The sequence below is a fragment of the Vibrio sp. R10-SG3-ISO3 genome, assembly GCF_059834225.1.
Genome location: NZ_JCBDHE010000007.1, coordinates 1 through 16,927, shown reverse-complemented (window position 1 = coordinate 16,927; position 16,927 = coordinate 1). Strand labels below are relative to the sequence as shown.

At 49.3% G+C, this 16,927-nt stretch carries 18 protein-coding genes and 1 pseudogene; 2 read left to right on the top strand and 17 right to left on the bottom strand.

What is annotated here, in order from left to right:
* Nucleotides 1-156 precede the first annotated feature (156 nt).
* The 8 genes from fusA to fkpA all read right to left on the bottom strand — a co-directional run bounded on the left by fusA (nt 157) and on the right by fkpA (nt 6,363).
* Nucleotides 157-2,256: an elongation factor G gene (gene fusA, locus AC6R1A_RS01060; protein ID WP_487903602.1), complete on the bottom strand. Its 2,100-nt coding sequence runs from the start codon at nt 2,254-2,256 to the stop codon at nt 157-159.
* Between the two features lie 209 nt (nt 2,257-2,465).
* Nucleotides 2,466-2,936 (bottom strand): 30S ribosomal protein S7, encoded by a 471-nt coding sequence (gene rpsG, locus AC6R1A_RS01055; RefSeq protein WP_045957025.1) that lies wholly within the window; start codon nt 2,934-2,936, stop codon nt 2,466-2,468.
* A gap of 97 nt (nt 2,937-3,033) precedes the next feature.
* Nucleotides 3,034-3,408 carry a 30S ribosomal protein S12 gene (gene rpsL, locus AC6R1A_RS01050; protein WP_004399892.1) on the bottom strand — a complete coding sequence of 125 codons (375 nt, stop codon included), beginning with the start codon at nt 3,406-3,408 and terminating at the stop codon, nt 3,034-3,036.
* A gap of 159 nt (nt 3,409-3,567) precedes the next feature.
* Entirely contained in the window at nt 3,568-3,846 is a 279-nt protein-coding gene (tusB, locus tag AC6R1A_RS01045) for a sulfurtransferase complex subunit TusB (RefSeq protein ID WP_487903603.1), read from the bottom strand.
* An 8-nt stretch (nt 3,847-3,854) separates the two neighbouring features.
* A complete protein-coding gene (tusC, locus tag AC6R1A_RS01040; protein ID WP_500632070.1) occupies nt 3,855-4,211 on the bottom strand; it encodes a sulfurtransferase complex subunit TusC in 357 nt (118 codons plus the stop codon).
* Nucleotides 4,208-4,603: a sulfurtransferase complex subunit TusD gene (tusD, locus tag AC6R1A_RS01035; protein WP_500628035.1), complete on the bottom strand. Its 396-nt coding sequence runs from the start codon at nt 4,601-4,603 to the stop codon at nt 4,208-4,210. Before tusD ends, tusC begins: the two co-directional genes overlap by 4 nt.
* Nucleotides 4,600-5,322, bottom strand: coding sequence for a helix-turn-helix transcriptional regulator (locus AC6R1A_RS01030; RefSeq protein ID WP_334555722.1), 723 nt, complete (start codon nt 5,320-5,322; stop codon nt 4,600-4,602). The genes tusD and AC6R1A_RS01030 overlap by 4 nt, the downstream gene beginning before the upstream one ends.
* Nucleotides 5,323-5,574: 252 nt before the next feature.
* Complete coding sequence (gene fkpA / locus AC6R1A_RS01025) at nt 5,575-6,363, bottom strand: FKBP-type peptidyl-prolyl cis-trans isomerase (protein ID WP_500632071.1); 789 nt, start codon at nt 6,361-6,363, stop codon at nt 5,575-5,577.
* Between the two features lie 132 nt (nt 6,364-6,495).
* Between fkpA and AC6R1A_RS01020 the strand changes: the two genes are divergently transcribed.
* Together AC6R1A_RS01020 and AC6R1A_RS01015 are read left to right on the top strand one after the other, a co-directional pair.
* A complete protein-coding gene (locus AC6R1A_RS01020) occupies nt 6,496-7,479 on the top strand; it encodes a WD40 repeat domain-containing protein (RefSeq protein WP_487903607.1) in 984 nt (327 codons plus the stop codon).
* Between the two features lie 4 nt (nt 7,480-7,483).
* A complete protein-coding gene (locus AC6R1A_RS01015) occupies nt 7,484-7,711 on the top strand; it encodes a SlyX family protein (protein ID WP_500632072.1) in 228 nt (75 codons plus the stop codon).
* A gap of 46 nt (nt 7,712-7,757) precedes the next feature.
* Here AC6R1A_RS01015 and AC6R1A_RS01010 read toward each other — a convergent pair whose 3' ends face one another.
* The 9 genes and pseudogenes from AC6R1A_RS01010 to AC6R1A_RS00970 form a co-directional block, all read right to left on the bottom strand.
* Entirely contained in the window at nt 7,758-7,943 is a 186-nt protein-coding gene (locus tag AC6R1A_RS01010; RefSeq protein ID WP_500633123.1) for a DUF2065 domain-containing protein, read from the bottom strand.
* Between the two features lie 126 nt (nt 7,944-8,069).
* Nucleotides 8,070-9,050, bottom strand: a complete 981-nt coding sequence (hflC, locus tag AC6R1A_RS01005; RefSeq protein ID WP_334555717.1) for a protease modulator HflC — start codon at nt 9,048-9,050, stop codon at nt 8,070-8,072.
* 2 nt (nt 9,051-9,052) lie between these two features.
* A complete protein-coding gene (hflK, locus tag AC6R1A_RS01000) occupies nt 9,053-10,243 on the bottom strand; it encodes an FtsH protease activity modulator HflK (protein WP_500632074.1) in 1,191 nt (396 codons plus the stop codon).
* Between the two features lie 45 nt (nt 10,244-10,288).
* On the bottom strand, nt 10,289-11,578 hold the full coding sequence (hflX, locus tag AC6R1A_RS00995; protein WP_500633124.1) for a ribosome rescue GTPase HflX: 1,290 nt from the start codon (nt 11,576-11,578) through the stop codon (nt 10,289-10,291).
* 41 nt (nt 11,579-11,619) lie between these two features.
* Nucleotides 11,620-11,901 carry an RNA chaperone Hfq gene (hfq, locus tag AC6R1A_RS00990; protein ID WP_334555714.1) on the bottom strand — a complete coding sequence of 94 codons (282 nt, stop codon included), beginning with the start codon at nt 11,899-11,901 and terminating at the stop codon, nt 11,620-11,622.
* A gap of 188 nt (nt 11,902-12,089) precedes the next feature.
* Nucleotides 12,090-13,037, bottom strand: a complete 948-nt coding sequence (gene miaA / locus AC6R1A_RS00985) for a tRNA (adenosine(37)-N6)-dimethylallyltransferase MiaA (RefSeq protein WP_500638748.1) — start codon at nt 13,035-13,037, stop codon at nt 12,090-12,092.
* A complete protein-coding gene (gene mutL, locus AC6R1A_RS00980) occupies nt 13,034-15,016 on the bottom strand; it encodes a DNA mismatch repair endonuclease MutL (RefSeq protein WP_500633112.1) in 1,983 nt (660 codons plus the stop codon). The genes miaA and mutL overlap by 4 nt, the downstream gene beginning before the upstream one ends.
* A gap of 15 nt (nt 15,017-15,031) precedes the next feature.
* Complete coding sequence (locus tag AC6R1A_RS00975; RefSeq protein WP_334555711.1) at nt 15,032-16,747, bottom strand: LysM peptidoglycan-binding domain-containing protein; 1,716 nt, start codon at nt 16,745-16,747, stop codon at nt 15,032-15,034.
* A pseudogene (locus tag AC6R1A_RS00970) lies at nt 16,741-16,927 on the bottom strand (hypothetical protein); the annotation flags it as partial. The pseudogene AC6R1A_RS00970 and the gene AC6R1A_RS00975, both read right to left, overlap by 7 nt.

The window sequence follows — 16,927 nt, the reverse complement described above, 5'->3', positions numbered from 1 at the left end:
CGTTCGTGTTCCTTCCTAGTTATGATTCGCCACGATCAGAATTGATCGAGACGCGCCAGAAATTGCTATTTTATGCGCCAACGTCCGTCAGCGCAATATTTCGACGCCTTGATCTTTAAAAAAAGCACACACTTTTTCTACGATCAAGCCGCTTCATTAATAACCTCGCTCTGCAACAATTTTGTCTGCAAAGTTTTTCGGTACTTCAGCGTACTCATTAAACTCCATAGAGTAAGACGCACGGCCTTGAGTCGCAGAACGGAGGTCTGTAGCGTAACCAAACATCTCAGAGAGTGGCACTTGGGCACGGATAATTTTAATACCCGCAACACCATCGTCCATACCTTCAATCATACCGCGACGGCGGTTTAGGTCACCTACAACGTCACCCATCCAATCTTCAGGAGTGGTGACTTCAACATTCATCATCGGCTCAAGAAGTACAGGTTGTGCTTCTAATGAACCCTTCTTGAATGCCATCGAGCCAGCGATCTTAAACGCCATCTCGTTAGAGTCAACATCGTGGTAAGAACCGTCGAACAAGGTCGCTTTAATATCTAGTACAGGGTAGCCTGCTAGAACACCACTGTTCATTTGCTCTTCGATACCTTTCGCTACCGAGCTGATGTATTCCTTAGGAACCACACCACCCACGATTTCGTCGACAAAGACAAAACCCGCACCCGGTTCAGAGGGCTCTAGTTTGATCCATACGTGACCATATTGACCACGACCACCAGATTGGCGAACAAACTTGCCTTCCACTTCCGCGCTGCCGCGGATCGTTTCACGGTAAGCCACCTGAGGTTTACCTACGTTGCAGTCAACGCTGAACTCACGCTTCATTCGGTCAACGATGATATCTAGGTGAAGCTCACCCATACCCGAGATCAAGGTTTGACCGGTTTCATCATCCGTTTCGACGCGGAATGAGGGATCTTCTGCAGCCAGTTTACCCAGCGCAATCGCCATCTTTTCTTGATCGGCAACAGAGCGTGGCTCTACGGCAATCTGAATCACTGGAGCAGGGAATTCCATGCGCTCTAGGATCACCTTGTGGTTCGCATCACAAAGCGTATCACCCGTGGTGACATCTTTCAGGCCAATCGCTGCCGCAATATCACCCGCGCGGATTTCTTTGATCTCTTCACGCTTGTTGGAATGCATCTGAACGATACGCCCAAAGCGCTCTTTCTTCTGCTTCACTGAGTTGTACACAGCATCGCCTGAGTTGACGACACCTGAGTAAACGCGCATGAAGGTAAGCGTGCCAACAAACGGGTCGGTGGCAATTTTAAATGCCAACGCTGAAAACGGTTCGTTATCGTCAGCATGGCGCTCAACGTCGTTTTCGTTCTCATCGATGCCTTTGATAGCAGGTACATCGATCGGTGATGGTAGGTATTCCACCACGGCATCCAGCACGGCTTGCACGCCTTTGTTCTTAAACGCACTACCACAAGTGGCCAATACGATTTCGTTATTCAGTGTACGAGTGCGAAGCGCTTGCTTGATTTCACTCTCGGTCAACTCACCTTCTTCAAGGTATTTGTCCATCAACTCTTCGCTGGCTTCCGCTGCTGATTCAACTAGGTTACTGCGCCACTCTTCAGCCAGATCAACCATATCTGCTGGAATCTCTTCATAATTGAAGGTCATACCTTGGTCAGCTTCGTTCCAGTTGATCATCTTCATCTTGATAAGATCAATCACGCCTCGGAACTCATCTTCCGCACCAACGTTAAGTTGGATAGGCACAGGATTGGCGCCCAAACGAGTCTTGATTTGCTTAACGACACGAAGGAAGTCAGCGCCTGCACGGTCCATCTTGTTGACGAACACCATGCGAGGGACATGATACTTATCTGCTTGACGCCAAACCGTTTCCGATTGCGGCTCAACACCAGATGAACCACAGAAAACGACAACGGCGCCGTCGAGTACGCGCAACGAGCGCTCTACTTCGATGGTAAAATCAACGTGTCCAGGAGTATCAATGATGTTAATGCGGTGATCTTGGAATTGCGCTTCCATACCACGCCAGAAAGTGGTCGTGGCAGCGGAGGTGATAGTGATACCACGCTCTTGCTCCTGCTCCATCCAGTCCATGGTAGCAGCGCCATCGTGAACCTCACCAATCTTATGAGAAAGACCAGTGTAGAATAGAATACGTTCACTTGTGGTGGTTTTACCTGCGTCTACGTGAGCGACGATACCAATATTACGGTAGCGCTCAATCGGTGTTTTACGAGCCACGATAGAATCCTCTTCAATTGGGATATAGGGACTATTGCTATGTCGAAACGACAGAACGAAGAATGCTCGAGTTGAGCGTGGGCGTCTTCAGTTAACGATGTCGCGCTTTAGATGAGCGATTTTCTGTGTTTCAGATATAGCAATAGTTCCTAGCTTGCGCATAGGAACTATTGAAGTGCTGCGAGAGATCTCGCAGCACGATAAAGGTATTACCAACGGTAATGTGCGAACGCTTTGTTTGCGTCAGCCATGCGGTGAACGTCTTCACGTTTCTTAACCGCAGTACCTTTGTTCTCAGACGCGTCTAGCATTTCAGCAGCTAGGCGTTGAGCCATAGATTTTTCACCACGCTTACGCGCAGCTTCAACCAACCAACGCATAGCAAGTGCGTTACGGCGAACCGGACGAACTTCTACAGGTACTTGGTAAGTTGAACCACCTACACGGCGAGATTTAACCTCTACCGCTGGGCGAACATTTTCAAGAGCTTCTTCAAATACAGCTAAGTGATCTTTACCAGATTTCTCAGCCATAGTGTCTAGTGCAGTGTAAACAATTTTCTCTGCAGTAGATTTCTTACCGTCAACCATTAGGATGTTAACGAATTTTGCCAGCAGTTCAGATTTGAACTTTGGATCTGGAAGGATCTTACGCTGACCGATGACGCGACGACGTGGCATGGATTTTCTCCGTTGTCTTCTTCAGGTTATCCAAAACTTTTCAGTTTCTTCAAAAATTAAATATAATTTAGTGTTTGGCCTTACTTAACGGATACCATTAAGATTTTGGACGCTTAACACCGTACTTAGAACGACCTTGTTTACGGTCGTTAACGCCAGCACAGTCTAGTGCGCCGCGAACTGTGTGGTAACGTACACCCGGAAGGTCTTTTACACGACCGCCGCGGATTAGAACAACTGAGTGCTCTTGAAGGTTGTGGCCTTCACCACCGATGTACGAAGTCACTTCGAAGCCGTTCGTTAGACGAACACGACATACTTTACGAAGTGCTGAGTTAGGTTTTTTAGGTGTAGTAGTGTAAACACGAGTACATACACCACGTTTTTGTGGACACGCTTCTAGTGCAGGCACGTTGCTTTTAACAACTTGCTTTGCACGAGGCTTACGTACCAACTGGTTAATAGTTGCCATTAACTAGCTCCTGATTTACTTGAAAGTAAGCTTTGTGAAAAATCTATCCCGAATCACGAATGGTAATTAGGGACGCAAAATTCTATGCAGCAGTGAGAGGTGTGTCAAGAAATATACGGATCTTTTTTGTCCACTTTCCCCCGATAGGCCAGTGATGACTCAATCCCAAGTCAGCGATGTCTCGTGAGAGACCGTCAGGTCAACAAACTCACCGTGGTCAATCAGACGATAAGATGGGCTCAAACGTGACGTCATACCGCGCGCCGATGCATCACTGTGTAAGACGTGAACCTGATGCGCCTTAAGCGCTGTAAAAAGGGGGCTATGCATGGTCGCGCCGTAGATCGCCTCTTCAATCAGTATCAAGTCATCTTGTGTAGGATGGGCAATACGCAGCGCGTCTGCCAACGCGGATTGTGATTTAATAATATGAAGCATGTTACCTCTTAGAACGACAGCAGCGCCGACGCTTTTGCCAACTCGGCTTGTATTTCAGAAACCGAGAGAGGCCTAGCATCGATAACGAGATCGGCATGCGATAGACCCCGTTCAGATAACGATACGGCGCAGACAAACACATCCTCTATGTCATAAAGCTCAAACAGCTTCATCATAGGTGCGTACTCTTTACAGAGTATGTAACTGGCTTGCTGCCCTTGCAGTAACTGATACACACCATCGCCACTGAAGATGACGGCAATCGATTCACAGTACGCCGATGCGGCCATCAATGCATCGATGCCTTCTCGACCTGAGGCGGTGGCATGAGGTGCACTGCGAAAGAAATACGTGAGCTGACTCAAAACTGCACCACCCTATCTTGACTCAACATCGCCTCAGCAAGACTACCTAGCCCCGCTTGAACAAAACCTTCACTGAGGTTGCTGTTTGGTAGTGCATGCAGTGTAGCTTCATCGTCACTGACAATTCCGCGGCGTAGCGCGGCGGCCACACAGGTTTCAAGACGCACGCCATGCTCGGCAGCCAGTGCTTGCCATGCTTGGGTTAAATCCCACTCATCATTGGCGGGCACCACGAGACGACTGGCATTGCTAACGCCATCTTGATAAAAAAACACGCTCACCAATTGATGGCCTTTTTCGATTAACGCGAGGGCAAACTGGTAGGCACTGCGCGCAGACTGCGTACCATACACACCGCCATTCACGACCAAGGTGTAACTCAATGCGCTCATCTTTCGTCTTCTTCCGTTTTACGCTGACGGATATAGAGATACACGGTGTGCTTAGAGATATTCAAACGGTCGGCAACACGGTTGATCGCGTCTTTAATGTCAAAAATGCCCTTATCAAACAACTCCATCACGATTTGGCGATTTTTGGTGTTATTCGATACTGATTTGTCAGCATTGATCTCTTCAATGGTGCGCTCAACCGTCTGATCCACCAGCTCTTCAACATCGCTCGCAAAGTTAACCGATGAAGCGGCTTGTTTGGCTTCTTCGGTCGGCATAAACGATTGCAGCACTTGCGAGAAGGGCGCATCCAGGTTGACGTTGATACACAAAAGGCCAATCACCCGGTTCTCGCCATTGCGAATAGCAACGGTGATAGACTTCATGAGCACACCGCCTTTCGCGCGCGTAAAGTAAGAGCGAGAAAAGTTACGCTCTGATCCTTCGATATCACGCAGCATTTTCAGCGCCAAATCGGTGATCGGCGATCCCACTTGGCGTCCGGTGTTTTCGCCATTGGCAATCTTAATCGCAGAGGTGTTGAGATCTTCCAATGAGTGCAAAACGATCTCACAGAATGGGCCGATTAAGCTTGCGATGCCATCCACCACGGCCTCATACGAGCGCAGAATGATCTTGTCGTGCTCACTAAATGGCATCACGTTGACAGATTCCATTTCAAGCAACATATCGGTATTTAGTGTTTCTGTAGTGGTCACTTTCTAGCCTTAGAGCGAAAAATCAACAAATTGCTGTAAGTTTATCAGAAATTTTGAAAATCAGATCCCGTAAACCGAGCATCTAGTGACTTAGAACAAATAAATCGCGTCTATCCGTGTGCGCGGGCGCATCTCTGAACGCTATCCTCACCTGAACGATCCCATCGCCAACTAGTATCGAACGCTGCTTTGGAAGGGTAGAAAAAAGCCCGGCACATGGCCGGGCTCCAATAAGAGAATAACCGCAGAAGATTACTGCGCGGCTTCTTCACCGTTTTCAATCTTAAGTAGCTCAACTTCAAACACGAGTGTTGAGTTCGCCGGAATCGATGGGGTGTCCTGCTCGCCATACGCCAACTCTGGCGGAATCACGAATTTGAATTTTGAGCCAACAGGCATGAGCTGTACGCCTTCGGTCCAACCTGGGATCACTCGATTGAGTGGGAAGGTGGCTGGCTCGCCGCGATCGTATGAGCTGTCAAATTGAGTACCATCGATCAGCGTACCTTTGTAATGCACCTGCACGGTATCGGTATCTTTTGGTTGCTCACCTTCCGCTGCCGTCATCACTTGGTACAACAAGCCAGATTCTGTCTTCACGACACCGTCTTGCTGTTCAAATTCAGCGCGGAATTCATCACCTGCCGCTTTCGCTGCTTGCGCTTTTTCAGCGGCTTGCTTTTGCATGGTTTCTGCTACACGTTGATCCAACGCTTCTAGCGCAGCACGCGTCTCTTCTTCGCTCAGTTCGGGGTTGCCCGCAAACACATGCTCAATCCCTTTTAGAACCAGGTCTTTGTTGAGGGAAATGCCAATTTCGTTTGGCTTATCAAGACTGGTGCTCAGGTAGTTAGCAAACGACACACCGATAGCATACGCCGCTTTATCGTCTTCGGTTTTAAAGTGAACCGCTTTTCCTGTCTCTGCTTGAACTTGTTCAGCAGCTGGGGCAGTGTCGGTTTTTGGCTCTTCGTCTTTTTGACAGCCAGCCGCTAGCGCAACCGTTGCAGCAAGCAGTGACACTTTAAAAATAGATTTCATTAAACTCTCCAAATTGAAGCATTTTGTCTTTGTGCACAAATCTTTAAGAAAGAGTGGTGTGCAATTACATGTTGTACCAATATAACCAATATACGGCTTAATTAAACCAAACCAAGCGGATATTTGGACCTAATGCGGATAATTTTTAACAAGGTCATCATTGTTGTTGTCATTTCAGCGTTAATAAATGGCTGTTTTTACTCATCGAGTGATGTTCAGCGCTGGGAGATTGAACCCAATGGCGCCACGAGCTTTGCATTAAGCCGTGATGCTCGCTTCGCCCTGCTCTATTCCAAAGAACATCAGCTTGTACTATGGGATTTAGTGGAGAGCCAACCTCTGGCCTCACTGGGTGAGCAAGACCCTCAAGCCAGTACCGTATCCACCATTCGCATCTCCGACAATGGTCGCTTTGCTGTGACCGCCACTCAAATCAACTTCGCCGTGTGGGATTTAGCGTGGACGCAAGCGCAAGGTCTGTGGTCAATATCCGACGGACTGATACGCGATATCGACATCGCCAGCAATGGCGAACAGGTATTACTTGGGCTCTCCAATGGTAAAGCGATTTACGTCAACTTAGTCACCGGACGTCGTCTTGAGTTCCTCGCGCACAATGAAAAAGTCAATTCTGTTGCGCTGTCGCCCAATGGGCGCTTTGCTCTGTCTGGCGGCAACGATTACACCGCTTACTTATGGGACACCAATACCGGGCAAATTCTAAAAACCTTTGAGCATGAGCAGCGCATTAATCGTGTTGCTTTGCATCGCGATGCCAAGTTTGCGTTCACTTCTGATGGTGGCAATCAAGCGTTCATTTGGGATTTAAGCACCGGCGAACAACACGCTCAACTGCGAAGTTTCTCACGGCAGCTTATTTTCTCTAGCGCCCGCTTTTCTGATGATGGGCAAAAGCTCGTAACAGGCACGCCGTCGAGTCGAATTATGGTGTGGGACGTCAATAGCGGAAAGCGCATCGACGGCTTTGAAGCCGTACCACTAAAAGATGCTCGCCCTCCTCGCGCAGTGGTGTATGATGCTGCCTTTGATAACCGAGGGCGTGTCATTTCTGCAACATCCGCAGGCATTGCCCAAGCTTGGCAGCTAGATGAGTAATACGATGAGCGAAACACTTATTGAACAACTAGAAAACCGCATCAATGACTTGGAGTGCCAACTTGCCTTCCAAGAACAAACGGTAGAGAGCCTCAACATTGCACTTAGCCAGCAGCAATTACTGATCACCAAAATGCAGGATCAGATGAAATACGTTGTCGGTAAAGTGAAAAACATGGACAGCTCGAATCTGGCTGACCCTTCAGAAGAGACGCCGCCTCCCCATTACTGATCGTCATAGCCACATTGCATTGCAGGCTATAAGCCTCTCGGTAAGGCTAACCAAACACATAAGCAATCACGGCGCCCGCCACCACGAGACAGCCGCCCATGCGTCTTAAGTGGTGGTCTGATTGATCGCTGATCTGGGCAATCATGGCTCGCCACCCTTTGGGCGCGATTAATGGCCCTAGCCCTTCGACTATCAACACAATGCCCAGTGCCAGCCACAATGAGTTAGACATCCTCAGCTCCTTTTCCCGCGCCACGTGCGCATGCAAACGCTCAGGCGGCGACAATGGTAAACCATCCTATGAGAGACAAAAAATAAAGGCTCCGTCATAACGGAGCCTTTATTCATCAATAGCGAATTACTTCGCGGCGGCACCCGCAGAGTTGTTCATGTATTTAAAGAACTCACTCTTAGGATCCAAGACCAGAATATCACTCTTATCGCTGAACGATTTCTCGTAAGCTTTGAGCGAACGTAGGAACCCATAGAACTCAGGGTCTTTATTGTACGCTGACGAGTAGATTTTCGCCGCTTGTGCATCCGCTTCACCTCGCGTCACACGCGCGGTTTTGTCTGCTTCCGCAAGGATAGTCGCCACTTCAAGTTCGGCTTGTGCGCGAATCACTTCCGCTTTTTCGCGGCCTTGAGAGCGGTGCTTACGCGCCACTGACTCACGCTCTGCACGCATACGGCGATAGATAGACTCACTGATCTCATCAGGTAGGTTGATTTTCTTCATTCTGAAGTCAACCACACGAACACCCAAGTCTTTCAGTGCGCTGCGACGCGTGTCGTTCAACACTTCTTGCATGATTTGGTCACGCTGACCATCAATCTCAAGTGCCTCTTTGGCCGCTTCAGTCGTGACGACATCCGCATCTGCACTGTCAGGTAGAACGTCGTTGTTACGCGGACCTGACACGATCTGTTTGATCTCACGAGCACCGATTTCAGAACGCAATACGTCAGTGACTTTACGCTCAAGGAGCGCTTCCGCCGTCAGCGTATTACCACCACCGGTCGCCAAGTAGTATTGACCGAAATCTTCGATACGCCACTTAACGTAGGAATCGATGATGACGTCTTTTTTCTCAGAGGTCACGAAGCGGTCTGAACGGCCGTCCATGGTCTGAATACGTGCATCGAGTGTTTTAACACGATCGAACATCGGCATTTTGAAGTGCAGACCCGGCTCGTAAATGCGAGACACATCGTTGTTGTCTTTCAGCACTCGACCAAATCGAATCACGATACCGCGCTCGCCTTCAGGAATGACAAATAAAGACATCAACATCAGAGCCAATGCAACGACTAATACAGGGATCATTAACTTACGCATTCTTAGTATCTCCCTTGACGTGAATCAGTTGAACGAGATGAGGTGTCTGAAGTGGTATCAGTACGCTGGGATTCAAGCTCAATTTGATCATAACTAGAAGATGACTTAGTACTGCGCTTTGTTGACACTTGATCTTGACCCGCCAACTTATCAATAGGCAAGTACAAGAGGTTGCCGCTCGATTCGGAATCAATCAGCACTTTCGATGAACGGGTGTAAACCTCTTCCATCGCATCTAGGTACAGACGATTACGCGTGACTTCCGGCGCCGCTTGGTACTCAGGCAACAGTTTTTCAAACTGAGCAACCTGACCTAGGGCCTCGTTAGTAATACGCTCGTTGTAACCTTGCGCTTCTTTCTTCAAACGCTCCGCCCGACCGGTCGCTTTGGGCAAGATTTCATTCTTGTACGCTTCCGCTTCTCGGATGAAACGCTCTTCATCCTCTCGAGCTGCGATCGCATCATCAAAAGCGTCTTTCACTTGCTCTGGTGGACGTGCAGATTGGAAGTTGACATCAACAATGACTAAGCCCATATCATAGCTGTCGACAATGTCGTTCAACGTTTCTTGAGTACTTTGACGGATTTGCTGACGACCACTGGTCAAAATGCTATCCATCAATGAGTCACCAATCACAGCGCGCAACGCAGAGTCGGTCGCTTGGCGTAAGCTGTCATCTGCGTTGGTCACTCGGAACAGGTACTTATAGGGTTCCGCCACACGGTATTGAACGTCCATCGCCACCGTGACGACGTTTTCGTCTTTGGTCAGCATCAAACCTGAAGAGCGCAACGAACGAATCGCTTGCACGTTCACCGGGGTCACTTCGTCAATGAAACGAGGACGCCAGTTCAAACCAGGATCGACCACGCGATCATATTTACCGAGGCGCAACACAACACCGCGCTCCGCTTCGCCGATAGTATAGAAACCTGCAAAGAACCAAATTGCGACCGCGATCGCAGCGATAATGCCAAAGCCGATTGCTCCGCCACCACCGATAGACGGTCCTTTACCGCCTCCTTTACCACCAAACTTTCCACCCAGTTTCTGACTCAGTTTGCTAAACACTTCGTCTAAGTCTGGCGGTCCTTGATCACGGCCACCTTTGTTACCGCGATTATTGTTACCCCACGGGTCATTATCGCGGCCATCGTTGCCGTTGTTATTACCAGGCTCATTCCACGCCATTAGAAAGCTCCATCATTTGATATGACGTTATACTGTAGCAGTCATTTAAGTAACTATAAAGTCACGTAAAACTGCCCCTTCTCTTTTTTCAAGTCTAGACCAATCCGCTTGTTGCATTCGAATCTCGATCAACAAGTCACCATCGGAATCATACTCTTCCTGTTGAATACATTTCATCTGGAAGAATGTACTACGAATTCGCCCTTGATGTTGTGGCGGGATTCGCAGTTGGTACTGAACCATTTGGCTAGAGAGACGCTCGGTAAGAGCCTCAAACAGCAATTCAATACCCACGCCTTCCATTGCCGATACCCATACAGCACGAGGAATGCCTTCCTCATCTCTTTCTATACGAGGTTTCTGGTCTTCTAGATTGTCTATCTTATTCATCACCAGCAAAGCTGGGACTTCATGGGCATCAATTTCTTCAAGTACCACATGAACTGCATGAATATTCTCACGAAAACGGTCGTCACTGGCATCGACAACATGTAACAAAATGTCAGCTTCTTGCGTCTCTTGCAGCGTCGCTTTAAAAGCGGCGATCAGATCGTGTGGTAAATGACGAATAAATCCAACCGTATCCGCTAAGATTGCTGGACCGACATCGGCCAAGTCTATTTTTCTCAGCGTTGGATCAAGCGTGGCAAACAGCTGATCAGCAGCGTAAACGCCCGCTTCAGTGATTCGGTTGAATAGGGTAGATTTCCCTGCGTTGGTGTATCCAACAAGGGAGACGGTTGGGATTTCCGCTCGACTTCTAGCTCGGCGACCTTGTTCGCGCTGCTTGGCCACTTTCTCTAGGCGGCGCAAGATGGCTTTAATCCGATCACGCAATAAACGTCGGTCAGTCTCTAACTGAGTTTCACCTGGACCACGTAACCCGATCCCACCTTTTTGTCTTTCAAGGTGAGTCCAACCTCGAATCAGTCGCGTTGAGATATGACGCAACTGCGCCAGTTCCACTTGCAACTTGCCTTCGTGAGTACGAGCGCGCTGAGCAAAAATATCTAAGATCAAACCCGTACGGTCCAATACTCGACATTGACACAGCTTTTCGAGGTTACGTTCTTGGGCAGGAGAGAGGGCGTGATTGAAAATCACGATATCTGCCCCATTCAACTGCACAGCTTGCGCAATTTCTTGGGCTTTACCCTCTCCGACGTAGTATTTGGGGTGTGGTGACTGTCTGCTCCCGGTTACGACTTGTAACGCGTTGACTCCAGCTGAAGATACCAGCATTTCGAATTCGCTGAGATCTTCCCACTCCCCTTCTTGCGTAAAGTTGATATGAACAAGTACGGCTCGCTCACCGGCTTCATAACGGTCAAACAAGCAATCAACTCCTTAACAGTAATGTGTGTGCGTAGAGAAAATTAATCGTCAGATTTCTCTTGAGAACGCTCGCCACCTTGAGGACGGTCACCTTGAGGGCGTTCACCACTGTGGTGGCTTACTGCACGCGCAGGCACAACCGTTGAGATAGCGTGTTTGTAGACCATTTGGTTTACTGTGTTTTTCAACAAGATAACAAATTGGTCGAAAGATTCGATCTGACCTTGTAGTTTAATTCCGTTTACTAGGTAGATAGAGACTGGAATACGCTCGCGACGTAATGCATTTAAGAATGGGTCTTGAAGAGATTGCCCCTTAGCCATTTTTATTTTCCTTATTTTGTAATTTTGTTCTAGTTATTTAGCTAGTGGTGCGCGTAAAAATAGGTGCGACCTTTGCATCTGAGCTAAATGAATAAAAAACACCCTGTCCCTCACTGTTATGACGACTTTACGATCAAATTTCAAGTCACAGATCTTTTACAGGGCACATTCACGCAAAAGCGATCACATTATACACAGCTAAAACCTTCCGATGCTATGGCATTTGAAACAGTTTCCAACGCTTGGTCAATGTTCTCACTATCCAACCAAGTTAAATCATCCCAGCTGCGTAACCAGGTGATCTGCCGCTTGGCCAATTGACGGGTTGCACAGACGCCTTTAAATATAGCCTCATCCAACGTACATTGCCCATCCAAGTAGTCCCACATCTGACGATAGCCGACACAACGAATCGATGGCAGATCAGGGTGAAGATCCTCGCGCGCATACAGCGAGCGCATTTCTTCTAAAAACCCAGCGTCGATCATTTTGTCAAAACGTAGCTCAATTCGTCGATGGAGCTCAGCCCTTTCCTTGGGTGCGATTGCGAACTGCTTCACACGAAATGGGAGTGCTTCTCCTTTCGTTTGAGTCAGCTCAGTAAGAGTTTTACCTGAAATTCGAAAAACTTCCAATGCCCGCGACAATCTTTGTGGATCATTTGGGTGGATTCTCTCAGCCGAAACAGGATCAATGGCCTTAAGTTGATCGTGCAGCGCCTCCCACCCTTGAGTTTGCGCTTCCTGCTCAATATTGCGCCGAATATCCGGATCCGCTGCTGGCAAAGGCGACAAACCTTCCAGTAGTGCTTTGTAATACAGCATGGTACCGCCCACCAGCAAAGGGATCTTGCCATCGGCGACAATCTTGTGCATCTCGTTAAGCGCATCTCGCCGAAAATCAGCGGCCGAATAGGATTCACTTGGGTCCAAAATATCGATCAAACGATGGGGAGCAAGGCTTTGTTCGCGCGCGTCGGGCTTGGCGGTGCCTATGTCCATGCCTCGATAGATCAGTGCGGAGTCGACCGAAATGATCTCAACGGGAAATCGCTGGCGTAATCGAATCGCGAGCTCTGTTTTGCCTGAAGCGGTTGGGCCCATCAAAAACAGAGCAAGGGGTAATTGGTCATTCATAATGTCATTGCTGCAATGGTAGCAGAGTAGTCTACGGGACGAACAAATTGTCGATCATCGAGTGGCAACTGACCGTGCCATAACTGCTCGAGTTCTGCGATGATGTGTATCGCTTCCGATAAAGTGTAGTCGCTTTTTGTTTGAGTAATCTTATTGGTTAACCATCTCACCAGTGCCGGCTCATCTAACGCCTGCGCGGAATAAGTGGCCGCGTAAGATAACAGATCTGACAGCAATTGTTGCAGATTTTGCTGACGAAGCGGTTGCGGTACGCCCATTACCAAGAGCCCTTGCTGACCTCTTGGCTTAAGTTGGATACCCAGACGCAGCAAAAGTTCGTTATATCGCTCAGCACTTTCCAACAATGGGCTTTCGAGCTTAAGCGAGAGGGGGACCAACAACGGCTGACTGGTCAGTGGACCTAGCTTGGTATTCAACTGACCATTGATTCGCCACCACTCAGCTCTCGCCAAAGAGACCAACTGAGAGTGCGACTTATCTGCCATTAACACGTACTGCCCTGCAACAATGCTGATGGCTTTCCCTAAAGCGACTATCGATGTGGCTTGTACGATCGGGGCTGACTCCTCGTGGGTCAGCGCTTCATCGCTCGGTGGTTCCTCACTAAATGACGTTGAGCGCGCGTGAGAGTTCTGGGTTTCTTTGGTCGCCTTTTCTGTTGTCGCAGATTCATCCTCTGTTGCAGAGAGTAAGGTTTGATAAACCCTGAGCTCCGCCTGAGAAGGCGCGGACTCCATCTTCGCGCCGCGCGCCTGACCACTGCGAGCGGGTTCGCTGCGACTTTGTACCCAGGAGTGAGACACCTCTCGCTCATTAACGCGGCTCTCATTGCGAGCGGTAGGCTCGGCTTTCACATAGTCAGCGCGACCTGGATAGGCAGGGACGTGCTCGGCAGCGTCAATAGGTGGAGTGTGATCATCATGAAACGCCGACTGGCTCTGTTCAGGCTTATCAATGTGCGCTCCCTGAGCAAGGGCATCCGTGAGGGCTTGATAGATAAAGTCATGCACCAAGCGCGCTTGATGAAAGCGCACTTCATGCTTAGCAGGATGAACATTGACGTCGACATGATGCGGATCGAGCTCGATAAAGAGCACATACGCCGCAAATTGTTCAGGCTTCAAGCTGGTTTCGTAGCTTTGACGAATCGCATGATTGATGAGTTTATCGCGCATCATACGCCCATTGACGTAGCAATATTGCAGATCGCTTTGTGCACGCGCGCCTTGTGGCGTCGTGACCCAGCCATGCAGTTTGAGTCCTTGGTGCTCCAGCTCAATTTTCAGCATGTGGCGGACAAAACCGCTACCACAGACCGCTGCAATACGCTTTTCCGCTTGCGACTCTGTTTTCGCGGCTCGGTATTGTTTAACCAACTTTCCGTTGTGGCGCAAGTTGATCGAGACATCAAAACGGCTCAGCGCGATGCGTTTGAGCAGCTCATCGATATGGGTAAACTCCGTTTTCTCGGTACGAAGAAACTTGCGACGCGCGGGGGTATTGAAAAACAGATCTAAGACTTCGACTGTCGTGCCAATCGGGTGCGCAGCCGGTTGAATCTTAACGGCCATATCACGCCCTTCGCTGTACGCTGACCACGCAGCATCTTGCGTCGCTGTACGCGATGTCAATGTCAAACGAGCAACAGAGCTAATACTCGCTAACGCTTCACCGCGAAAGCCCAAGCTCATGATGGCTTCCAAATCGTCCAAGGTGTGAATTTTCGAGGTCGCATGGCGACTGAGCGCGAGACCCAACTCGTCTTTTTCAATCCCGCTACCATTGTCACGAACACGGATCAGTTTAGCGCCGCCCTTTTCGATATCAATATCAATGCGGCTAGCGCCCGAGTCGAGGCTATTTTCCACCAACTCTTTCACCACGGACGCAGGGCGTTCCACCACCTCTCCGGCAGCAATTTGGTTGGCTAAACGCGCGGGAAGAATTTTAATCGTCATTCAGGCTACCCACGTTTATTTATTGGGGATGATCAGTACCTGACCAATCGCAAGCTGATCGGAGCGCAAGTTATTGGCGCTGCGAATACTGCTCACACTGACGTCATACTGGCTGGCGATTTTACCCAAAAATTCGCCGCGCTTGACGGTGTGTTTACGCAGTGGCTTATCTTTCATCGTCACAGTAATTTTGAGTTTTTGTCCCAGCTTAAGCACGTCCGATGTCAGATTGTTCTCGCGTCGGATATCCGCTACCGAGACTTTGTAATGCTCTGCAATCTTACCTAGATATTCGCCCCGCTGAACTTCATGTATCAGGGTTTCCGTCTCGACCGGATTACTGATCTTCGGCACTGCCACCGCCGATGTCGCGCCAGGGATGGTTAAACTCTGCCCCACCGCCAAACTGGTGCTCTTTAGCTTGTTGGCCTGCATGATGGCTTGAGTGGTAGTGCCATAACGTTTCGCTATCACCGACAAGGACTCACCGCGCGAGACCTTATGCTTAATCGCTTTCCCGCGATTGGCAAATAACGTTCCTTCTGGAGGGTTCGATTCAAAATATTGGACGATCGCTTTCGCCAGTGCTCGGGCCAGTTTGTCTTGGTGGCTGCGTTGGAACAGCAATTTTTCTTCTGTCGGGTTTGAGATAAAGCCCGTCTCGACCAATACAGAAGGAATGTCGGGGGATTTCAATACTGCCAAGCTCGCATTGACGGGATCTTTCTTGTGCAAGTGCACGCCCGCCTTGGTCATTTCAGACAGAATATTGGTCGCGACCTTATAGCCCTCTTTCTGGGAGTGGCTAAACTGAAGATCAAGCAAGGTTTGGCTGACATTACGATCGCTGTTGTTCTTTGCCAACACTTCGCCGGCTCCCCCTAGCAACTGCGACTGCTCTTCGTGGTTTTCAACCCAACGAGCAATTTCAGAGTTCGCGCGCTTTGTATTGAGCACAAACACCGAGCCACCCCGAGGCTTAGGTGAGTTAAACGCATCGGCGTGCACGGAGACCAACAAGTGCGCTTGATTTTCGCGAGCGATCTCCGAGCGCTTATTGAGGTTTACGTAATAGTCGCCGCGACGGGTGAGCACGGCTTTCATACCAGGTACCGCGTTGATTTGCGCCGCTATTTTTTGCGAGATCGCTAACGTTGCGTGCTTTTCATATTTGCGCGTTGGCCCGATAGAGCCCGGGTCTTCACCACCATGGCCCGCGTCTATCGCCACGACGATATCGGCGTTGCCCAGTAATTGGGAGGCATCTCGACTTACTTTAGGCGCAGAGGTACTCGGCGCGGACGAGGTCGCTCGCTCAGCGTGAGGCAGATCAATCACCAAGCGGTGACCGTATTGTCCCCCAGGCGTTGGGGCCAGCTTGAACAGTTGTGGCGCCGACTTGCGCTTCAACTCAAACACCAAGCGATAGGTTGATTTTTCCGGCGGTGAACTGTTGCGGATTTTGCTTAGCACCGGGCTATCTGAAACGTTAATCGGCAGTTTCGTTTTCAGCGTTGTCTGCTTAAGGTCGACCACCAAACGTTCCGGCGTGGTCAAAGTGAAGTAGCTGTATTCCACCTCAGACTGAAGATCAATGACAACCCGAGTCTCATCCGGTGAAGGCCAAACACGTATGCCTTCCAATGCGTTCGCGAATGTGACGTTAGGGAGCAGCGCAAGTATAGAGAGAAAAGGGATCAATACCGCTTTGAAAAATCGACGCTTCAACATAACTCCAACTGTTCTAATAAATGACGTCCGTAATCACTGTTCGCACTGAGTGACGCAATGCGCTCTTCACCGTGATAGCGTAGTTCAATATCCAAATCCGCTTGAGGTAACAACCCTTCGCCTTTTTCCGGCCATTCCACAGGTGCTGGAACTACCTGTGGGAAAGTTGCACTTAACCTT

What these genes read in the sequence shown, in the direction of transcription:
- rpsG (WP_045957025.1), bottom strand. Translation starts at nt 2,936, where the DNA reads ATGCCACGTCGTCGCGTCATCGGTCAGCGTAAGATCCTTCCAGATCCA.
- rpsL (WP_004399892.1), bottom strand. Translation starts at nt 3,408, where the DNA reads ATGGCAACTATTAACCAGTTGGTACGTAAGCCTCGTGCAAAGCAAGTT.
- tusB (WP_487903603.1), bottom strand. Translation starts at nt 3,846, where the DNA reads ATGCTTCATATTATTAAATCACAATCCGCGTTGGCAGACGCGCTGCGT.
- tusD (WP_500628035.1), bottom strand. Translation starts at nt 4,603, where the DNA reads ATGAGCGCATTGAGTTACACCTTGGTCGTGAATGGCGGTGTGTATGGT.
- fkpA (WP_500632071.1), bottom strand. Translation starts at nt 6,363, where the DNA reads ATGAAATCTATTTTTAAAGTGTCACTGCTTGCTGCAACGGTTGCGCTA.
- AC6R1A_RS01020 (WP_487903607.1), top strand. Translation starts at nt 6,496, where the DNA reads ATGCGGATAATTTTTAACAAGGTCATCATTGTTGTTGTCATTTCAGCG.
- AC6R1A_RS01015 (WP_500632072.1), top strand. Translation starts at nt 7,484, where the DNA reads ATGAGCGAAACACTTATTGAACAACTAGAAAACCGCATCAATGACTTG.
- AC6R1A_RS01010 (WP_500633123.1), bottom strand. Translation starts at nt 7,943, where the DNA reads ATGTCTAACTCATTGTGGCTGGCACTGGGCATTGTGTTGATAGTCGAA.
- hflC (WP_334555717.1), bottom strand. Translation starts at nt 9,050, where the DNA reads ATGCGTAAGTTAATGATCCCTGTATTAGTCGTTGCATTGGCTCTGATG.
- hflK (WP_500632074.1), bottom strand. Translation starts at nt 10,243, where the DNA reads ATGGCGTGGAATGAGCCTGGTAATAACAACGGCAACGATGGCCGCGAT.
- hfq (WP_334555714.1), bottom strand. Translation starts at nt 11,901, where the DNA reads ATGGCTAAGGGGCAATCTCTTCAAGACCCATTCTTAAATGCATTACGT.
- miaA (WP_500638748.1), bottom strand. Translation starts at nt 13,037, where the DNA reads ATGAATGACCAATTACCCCTTGCTCTGTTTTTGATGGGCCCAACCGCT.
- mutL (WP_500633112.1), bottom strand. Translation starts at nt 15,016, where the DNA reads ATGACGATTAAAATTCTTCCCGCGCGTTTAGCCAACCAAATTGCTGCC.
- AC6R1A_RS00975 (WP_334555711.1), bottom strand. Translation starts at nt 16,747, where the DNA reads ATGTTGAAGCGTCGATTTTTCAAAGCGGTATTGATCCCTTTTCTCTCT.